The 19,043-nt window shown below is 33.1% G+C and carries 18 protein-coding genes; 13 read left to right on the forward strand and 5 right to left on the reverse strand.

The genetic code is table 11. The annotated features are described in order from the left end of the window. Positions 1-75: 75 nt before the first annotated feature. The 3 genes from ACSSV5_RS06795 to ACSSV5_RS06805 form a co-directional block, all read right to left on the reverse strand. Entirely contained in the window at positions 76-3,957 is a 3,882-nt protein-coding gene (locus ACSSV5_RS06795) for a hybrid sensor histidine kinase/response regulator transcription factor (RefSeq protein WP_454245289.1), read from the reverse strand. A gap of 965 nt (positions 3,958-4,922) precedes the next feature. Then, positions 4,923-5,522 (reverse strand): trimeric intracellular cation channel family protein, encoded by a 600-nt coding sequence (locus tag ACSSV5_RS06800; protein WP_454245290.1) that lies wholly within the window; start codon positions 5,520-5,522, stop codon positions 4,923-4,925. Further along, entirely contained in the window at positions 5,522-6,226 is a 705-nt protein-coding gene (locus tag ACSSV5_RS06805; RefSeq protein ID WP_454245291.1) for an RDD family protein, read from the reverse strand. The genes ACSSV5_RS06800 and ACSSV5_RS06805 overlap by 1 nt, the downstream gene beginning before the upstream one ends. A 37-nt stretch (positions 6,227-6,263) precedes the next feature. On the opposite strand from ACSSV5_RS06805, the gene ACSSV5_RS06810 reads away from it, so the two are divergent. From ACSSV5_RS06810 to ACSSV5_RS06835, 6 genes are all read left to right on the forward strand, one after another. Further along, positions 6,264-7,232, forward strand: coding sequence for a stage II sporulation protein M (locus ACSSV5_RS06810; protein WP_211066637.1), 969 nt, complete (start codon positions 6,264-6,266; stop codon positions 7,230-7,232). Then, entirely contained in the window at positions 7,219-8,115 is an 897-nt protein-coding gene (locus ACSSV5_RS06815) for a hypothetical protein (protein WP_211066638.1), read from the forward strand. Before ACSSV5_RS06810 ends, ACSSV5_RS06815 begins: the two co-directional genes overlap by 14 nt. Positions 8,116-8,120: 5 nt before the next feature. After that, positions 8,121-8,864 (forward strand): hypothetical protein, encoded by a 744-nt coding sequence (locus ACSSV5_RS06820; protein ID WP_454245292.1) that lies wholly within the window; start codon positions 8,121-8,123, stop codon positions 8,862-8,864. Beyond that, on the forward strand, positions 8,851-10,044 hold the full coding sequence (locus ACSSV5_RS06825) for a DUF4350 domain-containing protein (protein ID WP_211066640.1): 1,194 nt from the start codon (positions 8,851-8,853) through the stop codon (positions 10,042-10,044). The genes ACSSV5_RS06820 and ACSSV5_RS06825 overlap by 14 nt, the downstream gene beginning before the upstream one ends. 133 nt (positions 10,045-10,177) lie before the next feature. Beyond that, complete coding sequence (locus ACSSV5_RS06830) at positions 10,178-11,104, forward strand: AAA family ATPase (RefSeq protein ID WP_454245332.1); 927 nt, start codon at positions 10,178-10,180, stop codon at positions 11,102-11,104. Then, positions 11,104-12,435: a DUF58 domain-containing protein gene (locus tag ACSSV5_RS06835; RefSeq protein ID WP_454245293.1), complete on the forward strand. Its 1,332-nt coding sequence runs from the start codon at positions 11,104-11,106 to the stop codon at positions 12,433-12,435. Before ACSSV5_RS06830 ends, ACSSV5_RS06835 begins: the two co-directional genes overlap by 1 nt. Before the next feature lie 109 nt (positions 12,436-12,544). Here the strand turns inward: ACSSV5_RS06835 and ACSSV5_RS06840 are convergent, their stop codons facing one another. Together ACSSV5_RS06840 and ACSSV5_RS06845 are read right to left on the reverse strand one after the other, a co-directional pair. After that, the gene (locus ACSSV5_RS06840) at positions 12,545-12,790 is read right to left on the reverse strand and encodes a hypothetical protein (protein WP_211066643.1); all 246 of its coding nucleotides are present in this window, start codon (positions 12,788-12,790) and stop codon (positions 12,545-12,547) included. Positions 12,791-12,905: 115 nt separating this feature from the next. After that, positions 12,906-13,040: a hypothetical protein gene (locus ACSSV5_RS06845; RefSeq protein WP_256437252.1), complete on the reverse strand. Its 135-nt coding sequence runs from the start codon at positions 13,038-13,040 to the stop codon at positions 12,906-12,908. A gap of 298 nt (positions 13,041-13,338) precedes the next feature. On the opposite strand from ACSSV5_RS06845, the gene ACSSV5_RS06850 reads away from it, so the two are divergent. From ACSSV5_RS06850 to prfA, 7 genes are all read left to right on the forward strand, one after another. Further along, the gene (locus ACSSV5_RS06850; RefSeq protein ID WP_454245294.1) at positions 13,339-13,665 is read left to right on the forward strand and encodes a nucleotide pyrophosphohydrolase; all 327 of its coding nucleotides are present in this window, start codon (positions 13,339-13,341) and stop codon (positions 13,663-13,665) included. Continuing rightward, positions 13,666-13,929, forward strand: a complete 264-nt coding sequence (locus ACSSV5_RS06855) for a hypothetical protein (RefSeq protein ID WP_454245295.1) — start codon at positions 13,666-13,668, stop codon at positions 13,927-13,929. A gap of 4 nt (positions 13,930-13,933) precedes the next feature. Next, positions 13,934-15,136: a 3-phosphoshikimate 1-carboxyvinyltransferase gene (locus ACSSV5_RS06860; protein WP_454245296.1), complete on the forward strand. Its 1,203-nt coding sequence runs from the start codon at positions 13,934-13,936 to the stop codon at positions 15,134-15,136. 64 nt (positions 15,137-15,200) lie between these two features. Beyond that, positions 15,201-15,557, forward strand: coding sequence for a hypothetical protein (locus ACSSV5_RS06865; protein WP_454245297.1), 357 nt, complete (start codon positions 15,201-15,203; stop codon positions 15,555-15,557). Positions 15,558-15,657: 100 nt separating this feature from the next. Beyond that, positions 15,658-16,836: an AIR synthase related protein gene (locus ACSSV5_RS06870; RefSeq protein ID WP_454245298.1), complete on the forward strand. Its 1,179-nt coding sequence runs from the start codon at positions 15,658-15,660 to the stop codon at positions 16,834-16,836. Between the two features lie 110 nt (positions 16,837-16,946). Continuing rightward, positions 16,947-17,894 (forward strand): DUF3078 domain-containing protein, encoded by a 948-nt coding sequence (locus ACSSV5_RS06875; RefSeq protein WP_247653650.1) that lies wholly within the window; start codon positions 16,947-16,949, stop codon positions 17,892-17,894. A gap of 64 nt (positions 17,895-17,958) precedes the next feature. Continuing rightward, positions 17,959-19,035, forward strand: a complete 1,077-nt coding sequence (prfA, locus tag ACSSV5_RS06880; RefSeq protein ID WP_454245299.1) for a peptide chain release factor 1 — start codon at positions 17,959-17,961, stop codon at positions 19,033-19,035. Positions 19,036-19,043: the final 8 nt, after the last annotated feature.

Consider the following 19,043-nt stretch of genomic DNA (forward strand, 5'->3'; position numbering starts at 1 on the left):
AGAAGTTTGTACAAGATATGTAACAAAATATGAAACCATTGTAACATTATGCAAAAAAGCGAAGAAAAATGCTACTTATTTAATGTACTCCAATGGCGTTTGCCCATACATTTCCTTAAAACATTTTATAAAATAAGACGGTGTATTAAACCCTACCATATAGGCAACTTCATTTACAGTATAGTTTGATGATTTTAAAATTTGAATAGCTTGTTTTAATCTTTGAGACCGAATAAAAGCAGTGGTGTTCAGTCCTGTAAAAGCCAACAGTTTTCTGTGCAATTGCATTCTGCTCATGCCTACCTGTTTACTGAAAAATTCGGCATTAAAATCGGGGTTTGACACATATTGGTCTAATATATTTTGAACTTTTTTTAAGAACATCTCATCTGCAGGTGTTGTTGCCATATCTTTAGGCTTAAAAACAATATCCTTTTTATAACGTTCACGAAGCTTTCTTCTACCTTCAATAATATTATTGACCTTGATTTGGAGCGTTTTTGGATTAAAAGGCTTGGTTATATAATCATCTGCTCCTGTATTTAATCCTTCTATTTCATTTATATCACCTGTTTTTCCTGTAAGAAGAATAATGGGGATGTGAGATGTTTTTTCGTCATGTTTTAAAATTTCGCAAAGTTCTAAACCATTTTTTAAAGGCATCATAACATCTGAAACGATAATATCCGGAATGGTTTTAAAAGCCTTTTCTATTCCTTCTATCCCATTTTTAGCTTCAATAACTTTAAAATCATCAATTAACAATGATTTAACAAACTGTCTGATGTCTTGATTGTTATCAACAACCAAGGCTATTGGTTTTGAACTATTTTGCGGTAAATTATTTGTTGGCAGTGTAATATCATCATTTTTAAGGTTCGCAAGATCTATTTCATCCGGTAAAAAAGATTCTTTTGAAATGGGCAATTTAATGACAAACTTGATTTTTTGATGGTCTGCATAAGATGCCTCTATCGTTCCATGGGATAAATTAGTAAGTTCCTTAACCAGAGAAAGACCAATACCAGAGCCTTCTGAGTTTTCATTTATTTGATAAAAACGATTGAATATTTTAGAAATTTCTTTTTCTATAATGGCATCTATATCATTTATAAAAACCATCTTAACCTCTTTTTTGTAAACATGCTCTACATTAAAAGAAATGACACCGCCTTTGGACGTGTATTTTATGGCATTGGAAAATAAATTATTTACAAGTCGTTCCACAACATCCGAATCGAACCACGCATTTTTAATTTCCGGCACATGGACCGATAGTTTTAAATTGTTTTGTTCTGCTAAAAACTGAAACGATTGGGAAATAACCTTTAAATATAAACCCAAATCATTTTGTTTGACTTTTAATCTCATTGCTCCAGATTCCAACTTTGACAGCTCCAATAACTGATCGACTAAACTTAAAAGTTGTGTGGTGTTGTGCTCTACTAATTGCAGGTCCTTTTTTGAATCTGACTGTAAATTATTATTTAACAATTGTTTTTTAATTGGCGCAGAGATTAATGTTAAAGGTGTTCTAAATTCGTGAGCTATATTGGTATATAGTTTTGTTTTATACTCATCTAAGCGCTTTAATCTTTCTGACTTTTCTCTTTCTTCTTTTAAGTTGAGTGTCATTTCCCATCGCCATTTAAAATAATAATAGGCTAGCAATAAGGAACATATAATTAAAACAGCATAGACAGAAAGCATCCAATTATTTAAATACCATGGTTTATTGATTATAAAATAAAAACTAGCAGGCTTTTCATTCCAAAGACCATCATAATTACTGGATTTAACCAAAAACGTGTAATTGCCTGGTGATAGATTGGTGTATCGCACTCGTTTTACACCATTGGACAGAATCCAATTTTCATCATGATTTTCCAGTTTATACAAATAATTGTTTTTTTTAGGTAATGAAAACTGTAAACTAGAAAATGTAAAAGACACGGTATTCTCATTATACTGCAATTGTATGCTATCAACCATTTGAAGTTGATGGTTAAAAACCTCAAATCCTGTAATGACCGTTTTGGGTATTACATCGCTTTTTTTTATTAAAGAAGGGTTAAACCAATAATAGCCTTCTAGTCCACCAAAATATAAATCATTGTTAGCAGATTTATAATAGGCCCCTGTATTGAACTCTGTAGCCAGGCCATCATAATTATCATAATTTACAATTTGAGGCTTAACATCAAGGGTTGGTGCCGGCTTAAACATGGTAATCCCTCTATTGGAGCTTAGCCATAAATTGTTTTCGGAATCTGGCAAGATACCGTAAATAACATTGTTTGGTAAACCATCATTAACGGTGTAATTATAAAATGCTTTGTTTTTTAAATCATATACACATAATCCTTTACCATTGGTGCCAACCCACAAAAGCCCCTTTTTATCATAATAAAGTGATTTAACTTTTTTTGCCACATCTTCTCCGTGTAAATTAAAATCCTTCTTAAAATCAATGAACGTTTTTGTTTTAGTATCTAATAAAAGAACCCCATTATCCTCTGTGCCAACCCAAAGCTTATCCGCTTCTCCCTGAATGGTTACCCTTATATTATTGCTTATTAATCCGTTTGATTTATTGAACTGTTTTAAAACGCCTTTATGCTTGTTAAATAAAATTAACCCATGGTCTCTAGTTGATAACCAGATATTGTTGGATTCATCTTTAAAAATATCCCAAATGGTCTCAACGTTTAATTTGACTGGGGTATTATTGTTGTAATGTGATATTTTCCCGTTGGTATGCATTATGTTTAAGCCTCCTCCTTGGGTTCCTATCCATAATTCATTATCGTCATCTATAAATAAACTAACAACTCTATTAGAACTTAAGCCTCCTTTGGTTTCAACATAAGTTTTCCATGTATGTGTTTTAGGAGTGTATCTTGAAAGGCCTTTACCGCTCGTGCCAATCCAAACATTATTGTTTTTATCTATTTGTATCGCTCTAACCAGATCTATACTTATTTCTTCAGGCGTTTGATAATTATTGATGACATTGAACTTTTCAAGGTATTCATCATAAAAACTCACACCGGCTCCATCTGTTCCAAACCAGAGTGTTCCTGTATAATCCTCAAAAATACAGAGGATATCGTTATAATGAATTGCTCTTGGATTATGCTTCTTTGTTTCAAAATGATTTATTTCAGAAGTATTTAAGTCAATTTTATAAAGACCACGACCATAGGTGCCAATCCATAATCTGTTTTTTTTATCTAAGTGCATAGATAAAACATATAAATCGTTTGGTAAAGTGGAGAGATTCGGTGAAAACGCCTTTACGCTTTTAAAAGTGGATGATTCCGGATGTTTGATCCACATCCCATTGCCATACGAACCTAACCAAACAGTTCCTAAATCATCAAATAAAAGATTGCTGTAATTTACATTTGATTGATTATTGCTGTCCGGAAAATAAGTGTCTATGGTATCGTTTTCATTGTTTACACACATAACCTTTCCTTGACCCACTAACCAAATGCTTCCTTTTTTATCTTCTGAAATTGCGAATATTGTACCTATGCTATCTTTAGGAACAACCAAGGTTACATCTTTTGTTGTAACATCTTTTTTAAACAAACCTGACGCATACGTGCCAAACCAGTAATTGCGTTTACTGTCTTGGTACAATACACTTACATCTTGTATGTTTGAAAACGGAATAAAACTATTGGTCGCCTTATCGTAAATACGTGGCTTATTGGAAGCAGGTATGGTAATTATGTTGCCCTCACGGTCTACATAAACCTTGCCCAAATGACTGTATGTTGGTTTGGTGACATCTAAAAAAGACTGACTATATATTTCAAATTTATTGCCATCATACTTATTTAGTCCATCTTGGGTAGCAATCCATAAATAACCCGTACTGTCTTGCGCTACCGATACAACGCTATTTTGAGAAAGACCGTCGTTAACGGATAGTTGTCTAAAAGACACTTGAGATTGCCCAAACGTTTCAATAGCACATAAAACAGGTATAATAAAACAGATTATTTTCATAATAAAAATTACACTTTTTTAATCGTTTTTTTTAATAACTGCTGTTAAAAATACACTTTATAAGAAAAAAAAATAGTATTGCTATATTATAAAATTCTTCAATAACTTGTATGATTATCATAGAAAAGAATTGTTTAAATAAACTACCTCAAATTATTTAGAACATTTTTGGTTGATTATTAATTGAATTAAGATCATTACATAAAAATAGCAACCTTTCACTTTTTCTTTAATTTCAGTTTACTTTTGTCTTTTAAGCTAAAGATTTTAATTATTCACGTCATTTTAATCTTTATTTTAGTGATTTTTACTTTCATTTCTTTTAAATTTGAGTATTGGATGTAATTATCTATGGGGTTCTGAATAAATTGTAAGAGATGATCTCCAAAAAGTTTTGAATATACATCTTTGCAATCCTTTTATACCTTAACACTCAACCTAAGAACCATTTTTAATTCCTTCAAAAGTGTGATCTACATTAAATATTGTCTTGCCTACACATTTATTGAACTTTTTCTCCCAGTGGGTTAGGGACGTATTTTTCTTTCTCTTTTAAGGATATAAATTTTTAGTCACTTTTATTATTATTTTATCTGAATGATACCATTTTTCGGCTTATAAAGGAATGTTTTTTGGTTAGTCAATTGGCTTGATTACTTCTTCTAAATTAATTAATTTTGTTGATGCTATCTATGGTGGTTACTACAGCCTTGTTCGTCGGTCTCACTACTATTTGTAGCTTTATCTATATTTAATCCACAAAAATAATAAAAAGAAATACTATATTTGTTGTACCAAATTGAATGAATAATGTCATTAATATAATGATAAAACAAGCCTGCAACAGGCGGATATTTGAAGGATTTCATATATACGTGAGACATTTAAAATAACAATCTGCCTCAATAAACCCTCGGCAATGAAATCTTAAACACCACAGCCGAAATTCTAACAGCAATCACCACAACACCAGAAATGATAAAAATCAAATCTTGTGATAGATTAAAATAAGTTAAGGCGAAATAAGCAAAACCACCAAGAATACAAGCTGTAGCGTATATTTCTTTATGAAAAATGACGGGAATATCATTGCATAAAATATCTCTAATCACTCCACCAAAACAAGCACTCATTGTGCCAAAAGCCACGCAAATAACAGGTGGCAACCCTGCTGAAATAGCTTTTTCTATACCAACAACCGTATAAAGTCCAATTCCAAAAGTGTCAAATAAAAACAAAGATTTGCGTAGATAATTGAGCTTGTTTCTTAACAAAATCGCGAATATTGTAGTGATTAAAATCACGTAAACATAAGTCATATTGTTCAACCAACTGACATTAGCTTTAATCAAAACATCGCGTAAAGTTCCTCCACCGACAGAAGTTACAAAAGCTATAATCAAAATTCCAAAGACATCAAGTCCTTTGCGCATAGCCGCCAAAACACCTGAAATAGAAAAAGCAATTACGCCGAGAATATCTAATACAAAAATAAAATCCATTAGCGTTGCGTATAATAATTATAATCTTGTAAAACAATTTTAACAAATTCAATTGGCTCTTCCTTAGGCTGAACTTCCATTTTACTCATCAATTGCTGGTATAATCTGTTGATAAGGTGATATTCTCTTTGGCTTTTAGCTTTCATATATATGGCTTTGGTTTGCCGCATATCTTCATCGCTAAAAATGGTTACTTGTGGATATTTGGGTTGGTAATTTTCAGGCAAGTCCATTATTATGGTTTGCGTAAAATCGACTCGATTTCTTTCTGAAATAACCGTAGTTTTGGCTGCTATATCACCTAAACGCTGACCTTTACCACCAAACAAGATAAACAAACTGGCCACTGAACCCATAGTCATAGAAATGTCAATCAACCTCAAACACCATCGTATCAGATAATGACCTGCTTTAGGCTTTGAACCATCAACACAAACCACTCTGATTTTCATAGCAGCCTTGCCTATACTTTGGCCATTCATTGTCAATTCCATTACTAAATGATAGACCAATAACGGCAATGACACTACCATTCCAATTGCAAAGCTTGACGCTCCTAACAAAGGAAAAACAAAACTGACTAAAAATAAATAAGCCAAAAGGACAAGGATGTCTATAAAATAAGCTGCTGCTCGTTCAAAGTAATTGGCTATATTCTGTTCAATAATGACATTTTGAGCCGTTTGAATTTGAAAATTATTCATTAAAAATTATTAGATTTGAAGTTTATTTTTAAAAACTATGCGCGAGGTAGCTTTTGTAAAGCAAAATAAAAACAAATGGTTCAAATTTGAAAGCTATTTGAGAGATAATGCTCAATATTCTCCCGATGAGCTTTCTGATTTATACATCGAAATTACCGATGACTTAAGCTATGCCCAAACCTTTTATCCTAACAGCAATACTACCAAATATTTGAATCAAATCTCGGTAAAAGCACATCAAAAAATCTACAAAACTCAAAAAACATCGGGAAATAAAATTGTAAAATTTTACACCAAAGAATTTCCATTGATGTTTTACAATTATAGATATCAATTGTTGTTAGCGTTTTTAGTGTTTTTGTTTTTTGGCTTAATCGGTGCTTATTCTGCGGCGACAGACCAAGATTTTGTAAGATTGATTTTAGGTGATGCTTATGTCAATATGACTTTAGAAAACATCAACAACAACGACCCGATGGCGGTTTATAAAAAGGCCAACGAAACCGATATGTTTATTGGTATTACTATTAACAATGTCAGAGTTGGTTTTCTCTCATACATTTTTGGATTTTTATTTGGTATTGGTGCTTTATTTATAGGTATGCAAAATGCGGTGATGCTGGGTTCGTTTCAATATTTTTTTGCTGACAAAGGTTTGTTGTGGGAATCTGCAAGAACGATTTGGATTCACGGCACTATTGAGATTTCGGTGATTATCGTCTGTATTTGTGCAGGTTTAGTCGCTGGCAATGGCATTATGTTTCCTAAAACCTATACCCGATTAGAGTCGTTTGCTCGCAGTGCTAAAGCTGGACTCAAAATTGTTTTAAGCACCGTGCCGTTTTTTATTATTGCGGGATTTTTAGAAGGTTTTGTAACTCGACATACCGAAATGCCCGATGCTTTGGCTATATTTATCATTAGTGGTTCAATGGCTTTAATTTTATTTTATTACGTATTTTTACCCTTTAAACTTCATAAAAACCAACAACATGGAAAACAATGATTTAACTCAACCACAATTTGTCTTTAGAAAAGAACGTGACTTAGGCGAAATTATAAGTGATACCTTTAGTTTCTTTACGCAGAATTATAAAAGTATTCTAAACATATTTTTAAAGTTTGTCGGTCCGTTTATACTACTTACCATTTTGGTAACGACATATTACCAATATAAAATGGGCGATTTATTTAGTAACATAACAACTTTTTCAGAACCTGATTCAGCAGTTTCAACTATTTTAGAAGACTCTTGGATAATCATTCTTTTATTTGCTGTATCTATCGCAACTAATATCGTTTTGTATGGTACTATTTTACACATTATAAAATCTTATATGAACAATAATGGTGAAATTTTAGAACAAGACGTTTCTCAAGGTTTAAAAGATGATTTTTGGAAATTACTAGGCTATCTTGCATTAACCACCATTGTTGGAATTATCGGTTTTATGCTTTGCTTTTTACCAGGTATTTATCTTATAGTCGTTCTTGCACCTGGTATTGCACTTTTAATAATGGAAAACGAATCGGTTTCTGAGTCATTCACCAAGTGTTTTACTTTAATTAAAAACAATTGGTGGATTACTTTCGCTACTTTTCTGGTTTTTGGTATTCTCATTGCTATTTTAGGTTTTGTTTTTCAATTACCAGCATTTATTTTCAGTATGGTAGAGGGTTTCACTGCATTTGATCAAGCTTCTGATCCAACTGCGATTACTGGACTTTATCAAAATTGGGTGTATTTGCTCTTTACTGCTATAGGAAGTATTGGTCAGTCATTTCTTAGTATTTTTACGGTCATTATGATTGCTTTGGTGTATTTTAACCTTTCTGAAAAACAAGAATTTAAAGGCACTTACGAACAAATTGATCAAATCGGAAATTAAATAGTATGAGCAAATCATTGCTGTTTTTATTGACTCTATTTAGTCTTTATTTTGGCTTTAGTTTTAATTCGGTTGATAATTCAAGTCATCTTTTTTCAAACTTTGTTTCTCAAGACAAAGATATTTTTGACCAAGAGACATTAGACAAGCTAAAAACCGACGACGACTACAATTACAGCATTGAATCTCAAACCAATTGGTGGTCTGAATTTAAAGAATGGTTTAGCACGCAATGGAGAAACTTGTTTGGAGACAGTTTGGATTCAAGTTTTTGGTTTTTTATTTTCAAAGTTTTGCCCTATTTAATTCTTGCGACGGCTTTGGTGCTTTTAGTTTGGTTCATTGCGCGGTCTAATATCGATAACCAAATTATGCGTCAACATAAAAATTCTAAAGTAACCTTAACTGAGGAAGAGGAATTGTTGATGACACGAAATCTTGAAAAAATGGCTGATGAAGCCATTGAAAACAAACAATACCGTTTGGCGATTCGTTATCTATATCTCAATTCCATCAAACGATTAGACTTAAAAGGCATCATAAAATACACTAACGATAAAACTAACTTTGAATATCTCAGAGAAATTGAATTTAATGAACTCTCCAAAATTTTTAAACACTTGACTATAGCTTATGAGCAAACTTGGTATGGACAAATGCAGTTTGACGAGGTTTATTTTCAAAATCTTCAACAGCAATATGAAGCATTTCACAATCTTTTAGACCAAAAACAATATGCTCAAGCCTAAAAACTATATTCTTATTTTGGTTTTAGTACTGTTTGGTTCTTTAGTGTTTTTAGAATCCACAGCCAAAAAACCTTTGGATTGGTCTGATAGTTATTGGAAAAACCACTCAAAACCTTTTGGTGCTGAGATTTTTCATAAAATTTTTACAGAACAACTTGAGCAAAGCGAAGAAACCAATCAATCGGTTTACGAAACCTTGACGGAGAGTTACAAAGCAGGCAATTATCTCTTTTTTAATGGCAATTTAGGTTTTGGTGAATACGATACTAAAGAATTGTTGTGCTGGATTGAAAACGGGAATACAGTTTTAATGTCCGCAGAATATTTTCCAAAGACAATTTTGGATACTTTAAATTTAAACAAAAAGAAATTTGTATTTGACAACCAGTTTTCCTATCAACCTAGTGTCGTTTTAGACACCACAAATCAAGATGAAATTTACGATTTTAAAAGAAACCTAAACGTAGAATATTTTACCAATACCGATACTTTAGACCATCAAGTTTTAGGCTATTCTAAAGTAGTCAACAACGACAGCACGATGACTAAATATCTGCCAAATTTCATAAAGGCTAAATTTGGGCAAGGCGAACTTTACTTGCATCTTTTTCCAAAAGCGTTTACCAATTATTTTTTAGTCAGTGCAGATAACGCTAATTATACCGAGCAAGTTTTATCAAGCTTAAATTATGACAAATCAATAATTGTAGATGAATATTACAAAGCTCAACGTGTGGTTCAACAGCCTCATTTATTGCAATATCTCGTCAGTAACAAACATTTGCGTTGGGCGTATTATTTGCTTATACTATTAGCTGTAATTTATATTTTTTTTGAAGGCAAACGCAAACAAAAACCCATTAAGGTCGTTCAACCTTACGAGAACAAAACCTATGCGTTTACCCAAACCATCGCTGAGATGTATTATCGCAAAAAAGACCACAAAAGCATTGCCACTAAGCTAATCGAACATTTCTTTGACTTTGTCAGATCTCAATATAATATCTCAACAGCAAACTTGAATGATGAATTTGTTGTTCAATTAGCTTCAAAATCTGGTAAATCGCAACAAGATATCAAATCATTATTAAAATATATTAAAAATATTGAAAGTAAAAATAGAATTACCAAAGAACAATTGCTTAAATTAGAAAAACAGATATCAAATCTTAAAAACTAAGTCTATGGAAAATCAAAATATAAAACCGTCTGAACAACCTGATGAAAACTCAAAATCATTAGAAGACAACAAAACTGCAGAAAAAACTTCATCTGAAGATACGGCAACACCATCTTTAAATGAATATCAACAAATGGCTGAAGATTTAAAAGCTCAACTTGCTAAAGTCATTGTAGGTCAAGACGATTTTATTGAGTTGCTTTTGGTGAGTCTTTTAACCAACGGTCACGTTTTAATAGAAGGCGTGCCAGGAATTGCTAAAACACTGACCGCTAAGCTTTTCGCAAAAAGCATCAACGCCGATTTTAGTCGTATTCAGTTCACGCCCGATTTGATGCCAAGTGATGTGCTCGGAACTTCTGTATTTAATGCCGAAAAAGCCGAATTTGAATTTAAAGCTGGACCAATTTTTTCCAATTTAGTGTTAATTGATGAAATCAATCGTGCACCGGCCAAAACCCAATCGGCTCTGTTTGAAGTGATGGAAGAAAAACAAGTTACAATCGATGGTCATCAATACGATATGGAAGCACCATTTATGGTATTAGCCACCCAAAATCCTATTGAACAAGAAGGCACTTACGCCCTACCCGAAGCCCAACTCGATCGGTTTATTTTTAAAATTAAACTCAGTTATCCCAACCTTGAAGAGGAAGTTAAAATTATAGACAAGCATCACCAAAACAAAGCACAAAATTTTCTCAATCAAATAGAAACCGTAATTAACAAAGACAGCGTTAGCCAATTCAAAGCAGACATTCACAAGATCAAAATTGAGTCTAAAATTATGTCTTATATTGCTGAAATTGTTCACAACACACGTCAGCACCCACATTTGTTGTTAGGGGCATCGCCAAGAGCTTCTGTTGCAATTATGATGACGGCTAAAGCCTTTGCTATTTTAAACGGCCGTGATTTTGTTACACCAGACGATGTCAAACGCAGTTTAAAACCTGTGCTTAATCACAGAATTGTCCTGTCACCCGAACGTGAAATGGAAGGCATGACCACCGAAGATGTGGTTGATATGATTGTAAAATCTATTGAAATACCAAGATAGTGTTTAAACTGCTCAAACCTTTATATTTTACACGACGCTTTTTTTTAGCCTTAATCAGTATAGCTTTGCTATTCTTTTTATCGTATTGGTTCACTGTGCTTTTTACCTTAGCATCATTGCTATTTTATGCCTTAGTGGTTTTGGTTATCATTGATATTGCAGCATTATTTCGCATCAAAGGTTTTTTTGCAGAACGGTTTTTACCCAGTAAATTTTCAAACAGTGATAATAATGTAGTGATGCTTAATTTTGAAAATGGTTACAATTTTAAAATTCAATTACAAATCATTGATGAAATTCCTGTTCAATTTCAAAAACGAGATTTTTTAAAAACCTTAAAGCTTGATGCCAAACACCAAAAATCTTATGATTATCAACTCAAACCTACACAACGTGGCGAATATTATTTTGGCAATTTGAACTGTTATGTGTCTTCGCCACTTAAGCTGACTAAACGACGATACAAGTTTCAAAACGAGCAAATGGTCAAGGTGTATCCGTCGTTTATTCAAATGAAAAAATACGATTTCTTGGCTTTAGACCGTCAATCCAGAGATTTTGGAATGAAAAAAATCAGACGTATCGGTCACAGCATGGAATTTGAGCAAATCAAAGAATACGTCAAAGGCGATGATATTAGAGACATCAATTGGAAATCTACTGCTAAACACAACCAGCTGATGGTCAATCAGTTTCAGGATGAAAAATCACAACCCATTTATAATGTCATTGACAAAGGTCGTGTGATGAAAATGCCTTTTGAACAACTCAGCTTATTAGATTATGCCATTAATTCGGCTTTAGCTTTTTCTAATATCGCTTTGAAAAAAAATGACAAAGTTGGGATGCTGACTTTTTCAAACAGCATTGACAATTTTAGAAAAGCCCAATCCAGACTGTCGCAAATCAATGTGTTGTCAGAAGCTTTATACAACATTAAAACCGATTATAAAGTCAGTGATTTTGGTTTGCTTTACGCCCATCTTAAACGAAAAGTTACCCAACGCAGTTTGTTGTTTTTGTTTACCAATTTTGAGCATATTTCTTCACTTGAACGCCAATTGCCTTATCTAAAAGCGATTTCGAGACAGCATGTTTTGGTGGTCATCTTTTTTGAAAACACAGAATTGGATCAACTCATCCATACTGAAACCGAAGACTTACAAAGTATTTATCAAAAAACCATCGCTACAGATTTTGCTTACAATAAACGATTAATGGCTAAGGAACTTGAAAAAAATGGAATTCAAGCCATTTTGACCAAACCAAAAAATTTAAGCATTAATACCATAAATAAATATTTGGAGATAAAAGCTAAAGGCTTGTTGTGATTTTTGAGAGTAAAACGAAAAATCTCGAAATTTGTCAGGAGTATCGAAATTAGGCTTTATGATGAAAACATAACTGTTAGCTAATCAGCCCACAAACTATCAATAATATTTAGTGTATTCCTCCTTCACTTATAGGAATATTAAAAACCGTATAGAACATTTCTTGCATTCTCTTAAAAGGCAAGTATTGTCTGGTATGAAAATATCCTATTAAACTTTCAATATTATTCCCATAGCTTACGGGTGCATTTGCTTGTGATGGATAGTCGCTTTTTGTTTCACAACCGCAAGGACAAACTTTTTTATAAACCTTGTGTTCTGTGACTTTTATTTTTATTTCAGTTATCTCAACCATCTTCAAAGTATTGCCTTTTCTTCCTGTTTGCCCACCTGGCTTACGCTCTGTCTTTGTTCTTAGGCTTTTCCTCTTTGGTCTATTTTCATCCTTTGAGGGTGGTATGGAGCTATTATTACTGTTTTATTGGAGTTTCATATTTGGCCAGTCGTGCTTTAAGTTGACTATTTTCTAATTCTAAAGCAATTAGCTTTTTAGAAAGTTCTTCTACCTTCTGCAAAAGTGATTCTATAAGCTTATCCTTTTCCAACTTTTTTTCTTACAAATATAGGGTGGTATGTTCGTAACAAACAAATTATTAACCAATTAGTTATCAATCCAAAAAGTTAAAAATGTTGATAAAGGTCTGATTTTTAAAATCAAGCTCTAATGAGTGGCTTATTTGAATTTTTTAAAAAAAAATTGAAATAAGCACAAAGAAAATATATGCTCAGTTTGCATTATCCAAAATTTATAGTCTTATTTTTGACACTGATTAGTTACAAAGATTTTTATAAAAACATAGTCAATAAAGAAACAGATAAAATAGTTTTGCTAAAAAATTAAATATGAGCATAAAAACAGCCCAACAACAAGTCGATGAATGGATCAACCAACACGGTGTCAGATATTTTAATGAACTCACCAACATGGCTCAACTCACAGAAGAAGTGGGCGAAGTCGCCAGAATTATTGCACGTCGTTATGGCGAGCAAAGCGAAAAAGAAAGCGATAAACAAAAAGATTTAGGTGAAGAGCTTGCCGATGTTATGTTTGTTGTGTTATGTTTGGCCAATCAAACTGGAATCGATTTGCAAACCGCTTTTGACAAAAAAATGGAAGTCAAAACAAAAAGAGACCACAATAGACACCAAAATAACCCAAAACTACAATAAATGTTTACCAAAGTAATTTGCCATAAAGGTTTTTGGAAATCTGTGATATTTCTTTCCATTATGTTTATCCTTATTTACAACTTAGTAGATTGGGGTATGGTTTTTAATTTTAACCTTCAAGACTTCGTTGAAGAACGATTGAAATCTGATAACTTACTTAAATTTATTTTCGCCAATATTCTCAGCGGTTTTGTTTACGGTTTTATCATTAGCTATTTTAAATTCAGAAGTAAACTCAAAAAATCAAATTCAACTCAAGGTTAAATTGATGAAAACTCTGCTTCAAAAAACCCTATCGGGAGATTATTCCTTAAATATTTGTGGGTCTAAAAGCGAAAGCAACAGATTGCTCATTATTCAAGCTTTATTCAAAAAACTAAACATTGACAACCTTTCCACATCTGACGATACTATGGTTTTAAAAGCCGCTTTGGCTTCTCAAAAAGACATCATCGATATTCATCATGCAGGCACAGCAATGCGTTTTTTAACGGCTTATTATGCGTGTTTTACAAATAAATCCGTCACGCTTACAGGAAGCAAACGCATGCAAAACAGACCTATAAAAATTTTGGTTGACGCCTTGAGACAAATAGGAGCAAAAATTGATTATATCAACAAAGAAGGATTTCCACCGTTGAAAATTCAAGCTTCTAACATTACAAGTAACAAAATTGAAATTCAAGCCAATACAAGCAGTCAATACATCAGTGCATTAATGCTCGTTGCACCTAAACTCAAAAATGGATTAAAAATAAATTTTACATCAAAAATCACTTCTCTACCCTATTTGAAAATGACCTACAAAATGATGCAAAATTTAGGGTTTGAAATAAATTTCGATCATCAATCTATTGAAATCAATCCCAAAACTGATATCGATACGCAAAAAATTAGTGTTGAGTCAGACTGGAGTTCAGCATCTTATTATTATAGTTTGGTAGCACTTTCGCCCTCTTTAAAATTAAAATTAAGTATCTATAAAAATAAAAGTTTGCAAGGCGACTCAAAAATTTCGGAATTATATAAAGAATTAGGCGTCCAAACCACTTTTGAAAAAGATGCTATTATTTTAGAAAACTCTCAAAACAATGCTATCAATTATTACAACAAAAACCTAAATCACACACCAGATTTAGCTCAAACTATTGCAGTGACTTGCTTAGGCTTAAAAATCTCATGTAATTTGACTGGTTTGCACACTCTAAAAATCAAAGAAACCGACCGGTTGGTTGCCCTGAAAAATGAATTAGAAAAATTTGATGCAACGGTTGAAATAGATCATGAAAGTCTGAAAATGACACCGCCTGATGAAATTTTATCCCACCAAACGGTTAAAACCTATAACGACCACAGAATGGCAATGGCATTTGCTCCTTTAATCACAAAAACCGAGCTTAAAATTGAAAATCCTAAAGTCGTATCTAAATCATATCCAGATTTTTGGAAAGATTTTGAATCTTTATATTAGAATTTTTATTAAAAATTTTTAAAAGTTAAAATTTTAACTTAATATTGCATCAAAACAAACTATTATGAAACAAAAAATTTTATCACTCGCTATGCTTGCCTTTTTTGCTATAAGCATCACAAGTTGCAAGCCAGAAAAAAAAGAAAACGCTAAAGAGCAATTAGAAGAAACTGCCGAAGACGTTGAAGACGCCGCTGAAGAAACTGCTGAAGACGTTGAAGACGCTGCAGAAGAAACCGCAGACGAAGTTGAAGACGCTGCAGAAGAAACTTCAGAAAGCGTCAAAGAAGCTACTGATAAAGCAGTAGAAGATGTTAAAGATGCTGCTAACAACACAGTTGAAGGCACTAAAAAAGCAGCTAAAGATGTCAAAAAAGCGGCTGAAGATGCAGCTGATGATGTTAAAGAAACAGTGAAATAAATTTTCTAACACTTTTTATAAAAACCGCATCACAAATGTTGTGATGCGGTTTTTTTTATGAATAAAATTTAATCCCAAAAGTATTCTTATTTTTGTAAACATGGATACAAATCATCAAAATAGATATGCCAGACGAGGCGTATCACACCAAAAAGAAGATGTTCACAATGCTATCAAACATATTGACAAAGGTTTATACCCAAAAGCGTTTTGTAAAATTATTCCAGATTACTTAACAGGTAGCGACAAGCATTGCATTGTAATGCATGCCGATGGTGCAGGTACAAAATCTGCATTAGCCTATATGTATTGGAAAGAAACAGGCGACCTTTCAGTTTGGAAGGGTATTGCCCAAGATGCCATCATCATGAACATTGATGACCTGCTGTGCGTTGGAGCAACTGACAATATTTTGTTATCTTCAACCATTGGAAGAAATAAAAATTTAATCCCTGGAGAAGTTATTGCCGAAATCATAAACGGCACTGAACAAATTGCAGATGACTTAAAAAAACACGACATCAATATCATTACAACTGGTGGAGAAACCGCCGATGTAGGCGATTTGGTCAGAACCATTATTGTTGACTCTACTGTTACTGCCCGAATCAAGCGTGAAGATGTAATCAATAATGCCAATATTCAAGCAGGCGATTGCATCATAGGTTTAGCATCTTCTGGCCAAGCAAGTTACGAAAATGAATACAATTCAGGTATGGGAAGCAATGGATTAACTTCAGCAAGACACGATGTCTTACATAAATATTTGGCTGAAAAATATCCCGAGAGTTTTGATAGTCACGTTCCTGAAGATTTAGTTTACACAGGAAGTCAAAAACTTACAGATTCTCACAAAGATTTAAACCTTGATATTGGCAAGCTCATCCTCTCTCCTACGCGAACTTATGCCCCAATTGTAAAATCTATTTTTAAAGAATTGCCACGACAAGACATTCATGGCATGGTGCATTGTAGCGGTGGTGCTCAGACTAAAATATTACACTTTGTAGAAAATCTAAAAATCATCAAAGATAATATGTTTGATATTCCACCGTTATTCAAACTCATACAAAACGAAAGTCAAACCGACTGGCGTGAAATGTATCAAGTATTTAATATGGGGCATCGCTTTGAAATTTATACTCATCCAAACAATGCTCAAAATATCATTAATATTTCAAAATCTTATGATGTAGATGCAAAAATTATTGGTCGTGTAGAGCCATCACAAAACACCGAATTAAGCATTTCCTCTCAGGTTGGAAACTTTATATATTAAATTATTATCTTTATTTTAAGATGAAGCTAAAAATTTATCTGATCCTTATTATTTGCATTTGGAGTATTCACCTTGGATATTCTCAAATCCCTTCAACTAAAATTCCTAAGGTGTTTTTAAAGACTTTTGGTCCACAAAAAATGCACAGCTTCGATAAACTCGATATTAATAAAAAAGAACTTGTCAAACGAATTGATATGCCTGTCTTTTGGACAGAAGTCAATAAACTTAGATTACAAGCCAGTGAAGTCTCTTTTGCTAATTGGAATGGTGGTGGTTCCAATTCTGTTTCTGGACTTTTCGGCATTGAACTTGAAAGAAATTACAAAGACAAAAAGTTTAAATGGGATAACCAGTTGATTATCAATCTCGGTGCTAACAAACAAAGCGACCAAGACATTAGAAAAACCGAAGACCATTTAGAAATAAATTCAAAAGCGGGGTTTAGCTTTAAGAAAAACTCTAATTGGTATTATTTGGGAAAACTCAATTTTAATACTCAATTTTTTAACGGCTATAATTTTCCTAATACTTCAGAAATAATCTCCCAGTTTATGGCTCCTGGTTATCTCTTTATGGGGCTTGGTGTTGAGCATAAAATCAATACTCAAAATATTTATATGTATCTTTCTCCAATGACCTTAAAATCGACATTTGTTTTAAATCAAAAACTAGCAAACGACGGTGCATTTGGTGTAGATAAAGCCATACGAGACAACAATGACAACATCATTAAAGAAGGCAAAAAAGTAAGAGTTGAGAGTGGTATTTTAATCAATAATGAATACGAAAAAGAACTTTTTGAGAATGTCATCATAAAACACAAACTCAGCCTTTATACAGACTATATCAATAATTTTGGTAACATAGATGTAGATTGGGAAATTAATTTTAATTTTAAAGTGAATAGTTTCATCAGAGCCAATTTTGGCTCACACCTTAGATATGATGATGATGTAAAGATAAGATTGGAACAAGAAGACGGCAGTTTTGTAGAAGGTGGCTCTAGAGTTCAATGGAAACAGCAACTTGGTATTGGAGTCATCGTAGAACTTTAAATAATGTTATCGCCATCTTTATTTAGGCTTAACTTTCGTAAATTTGCAATCCATTTAAAAAACTATGTTAGACAAACTCAATATACTTAAACAACGCTTTGATGAAGTTAGTGATCTAATCATTCAACCTGACGTCATCAATGATCGAAAGCGTTATGTAGAATTAACCAAAGAATACAAAGATCTTAAAGCAATTAATGACGAACGAGAAAAATATATTGAACTTAAAGACAATGTAGAAGAAGCCAAACAAATTATTGCTGACGGTGATGACGATGAAATGGTAGAAATGGCAAAAATGCAGCTTGAAGAGTCTGAAGAAAAACTTGAAAAACTCGAAGATAAAATCCGTTTTATGCTCATCCCTAAAGACCCCGAAGATGAGAAAAATGCGGTGGTTGAAGTCAGAGCAGGAACAGGTGGCGATGAAGCCAGTATTTTTGCAGGTGATATTTACAAAATGTTGACCAGATATTGTGAATCAAAAGGCTGGAAAGTCAGCACTGTTGATTATAGTGAAGGCACCAACGGTGGCTTCAAAGAAATACAATTTGAAGTCAGCGGTGAAAATGTTTACGGCACTTTAAAATATGAAGCTGGCGTACATCGTGTTCAGCGTGTGCCACAAACCGAAACCCAAGGGCGTGTACACACCAGTGCTGCAACGGTGATGGTGTTTCCTGAAGCTGAGGAATTTGATGTGGAAGTTGACCCCAATGATGTTAGAATTGACTATTTCTGTTCATCAGGCCCAGGTGGTCAGTCGGTGAACACGACCTATTCGGCGGTACGTTTAACTCACGAACCTACTGGTATTGTCGCTCAATGTCAAGATCAAAAATCACAACATAAAAACAAAGAAAAAGCTTTTAGAGTTTTACGCTCAAGACTTTATGAAATGGAACTTGCCAAAAAACAAGCTGAAGATGCAGAAAAACGTGGCAATATGGTAACCAGTGGCGACAGAAGTGCTAAAATCAGAACCTACAATTACCCACAAAGTCGTGTAACTGATCACCGCATCAATCTAACCCTTTACGATTTAGATAATATTATCAATGGTGACATTCAAAAAATCATTGACGAACTCAAATTGGTTGACAATACTGAAAAATTGGCAAGAATGTCTGATTCTATCTAATATTTATT

Source organism: Psychroflexus sp. MBR-150 (genome assembly GCF_053628795.1).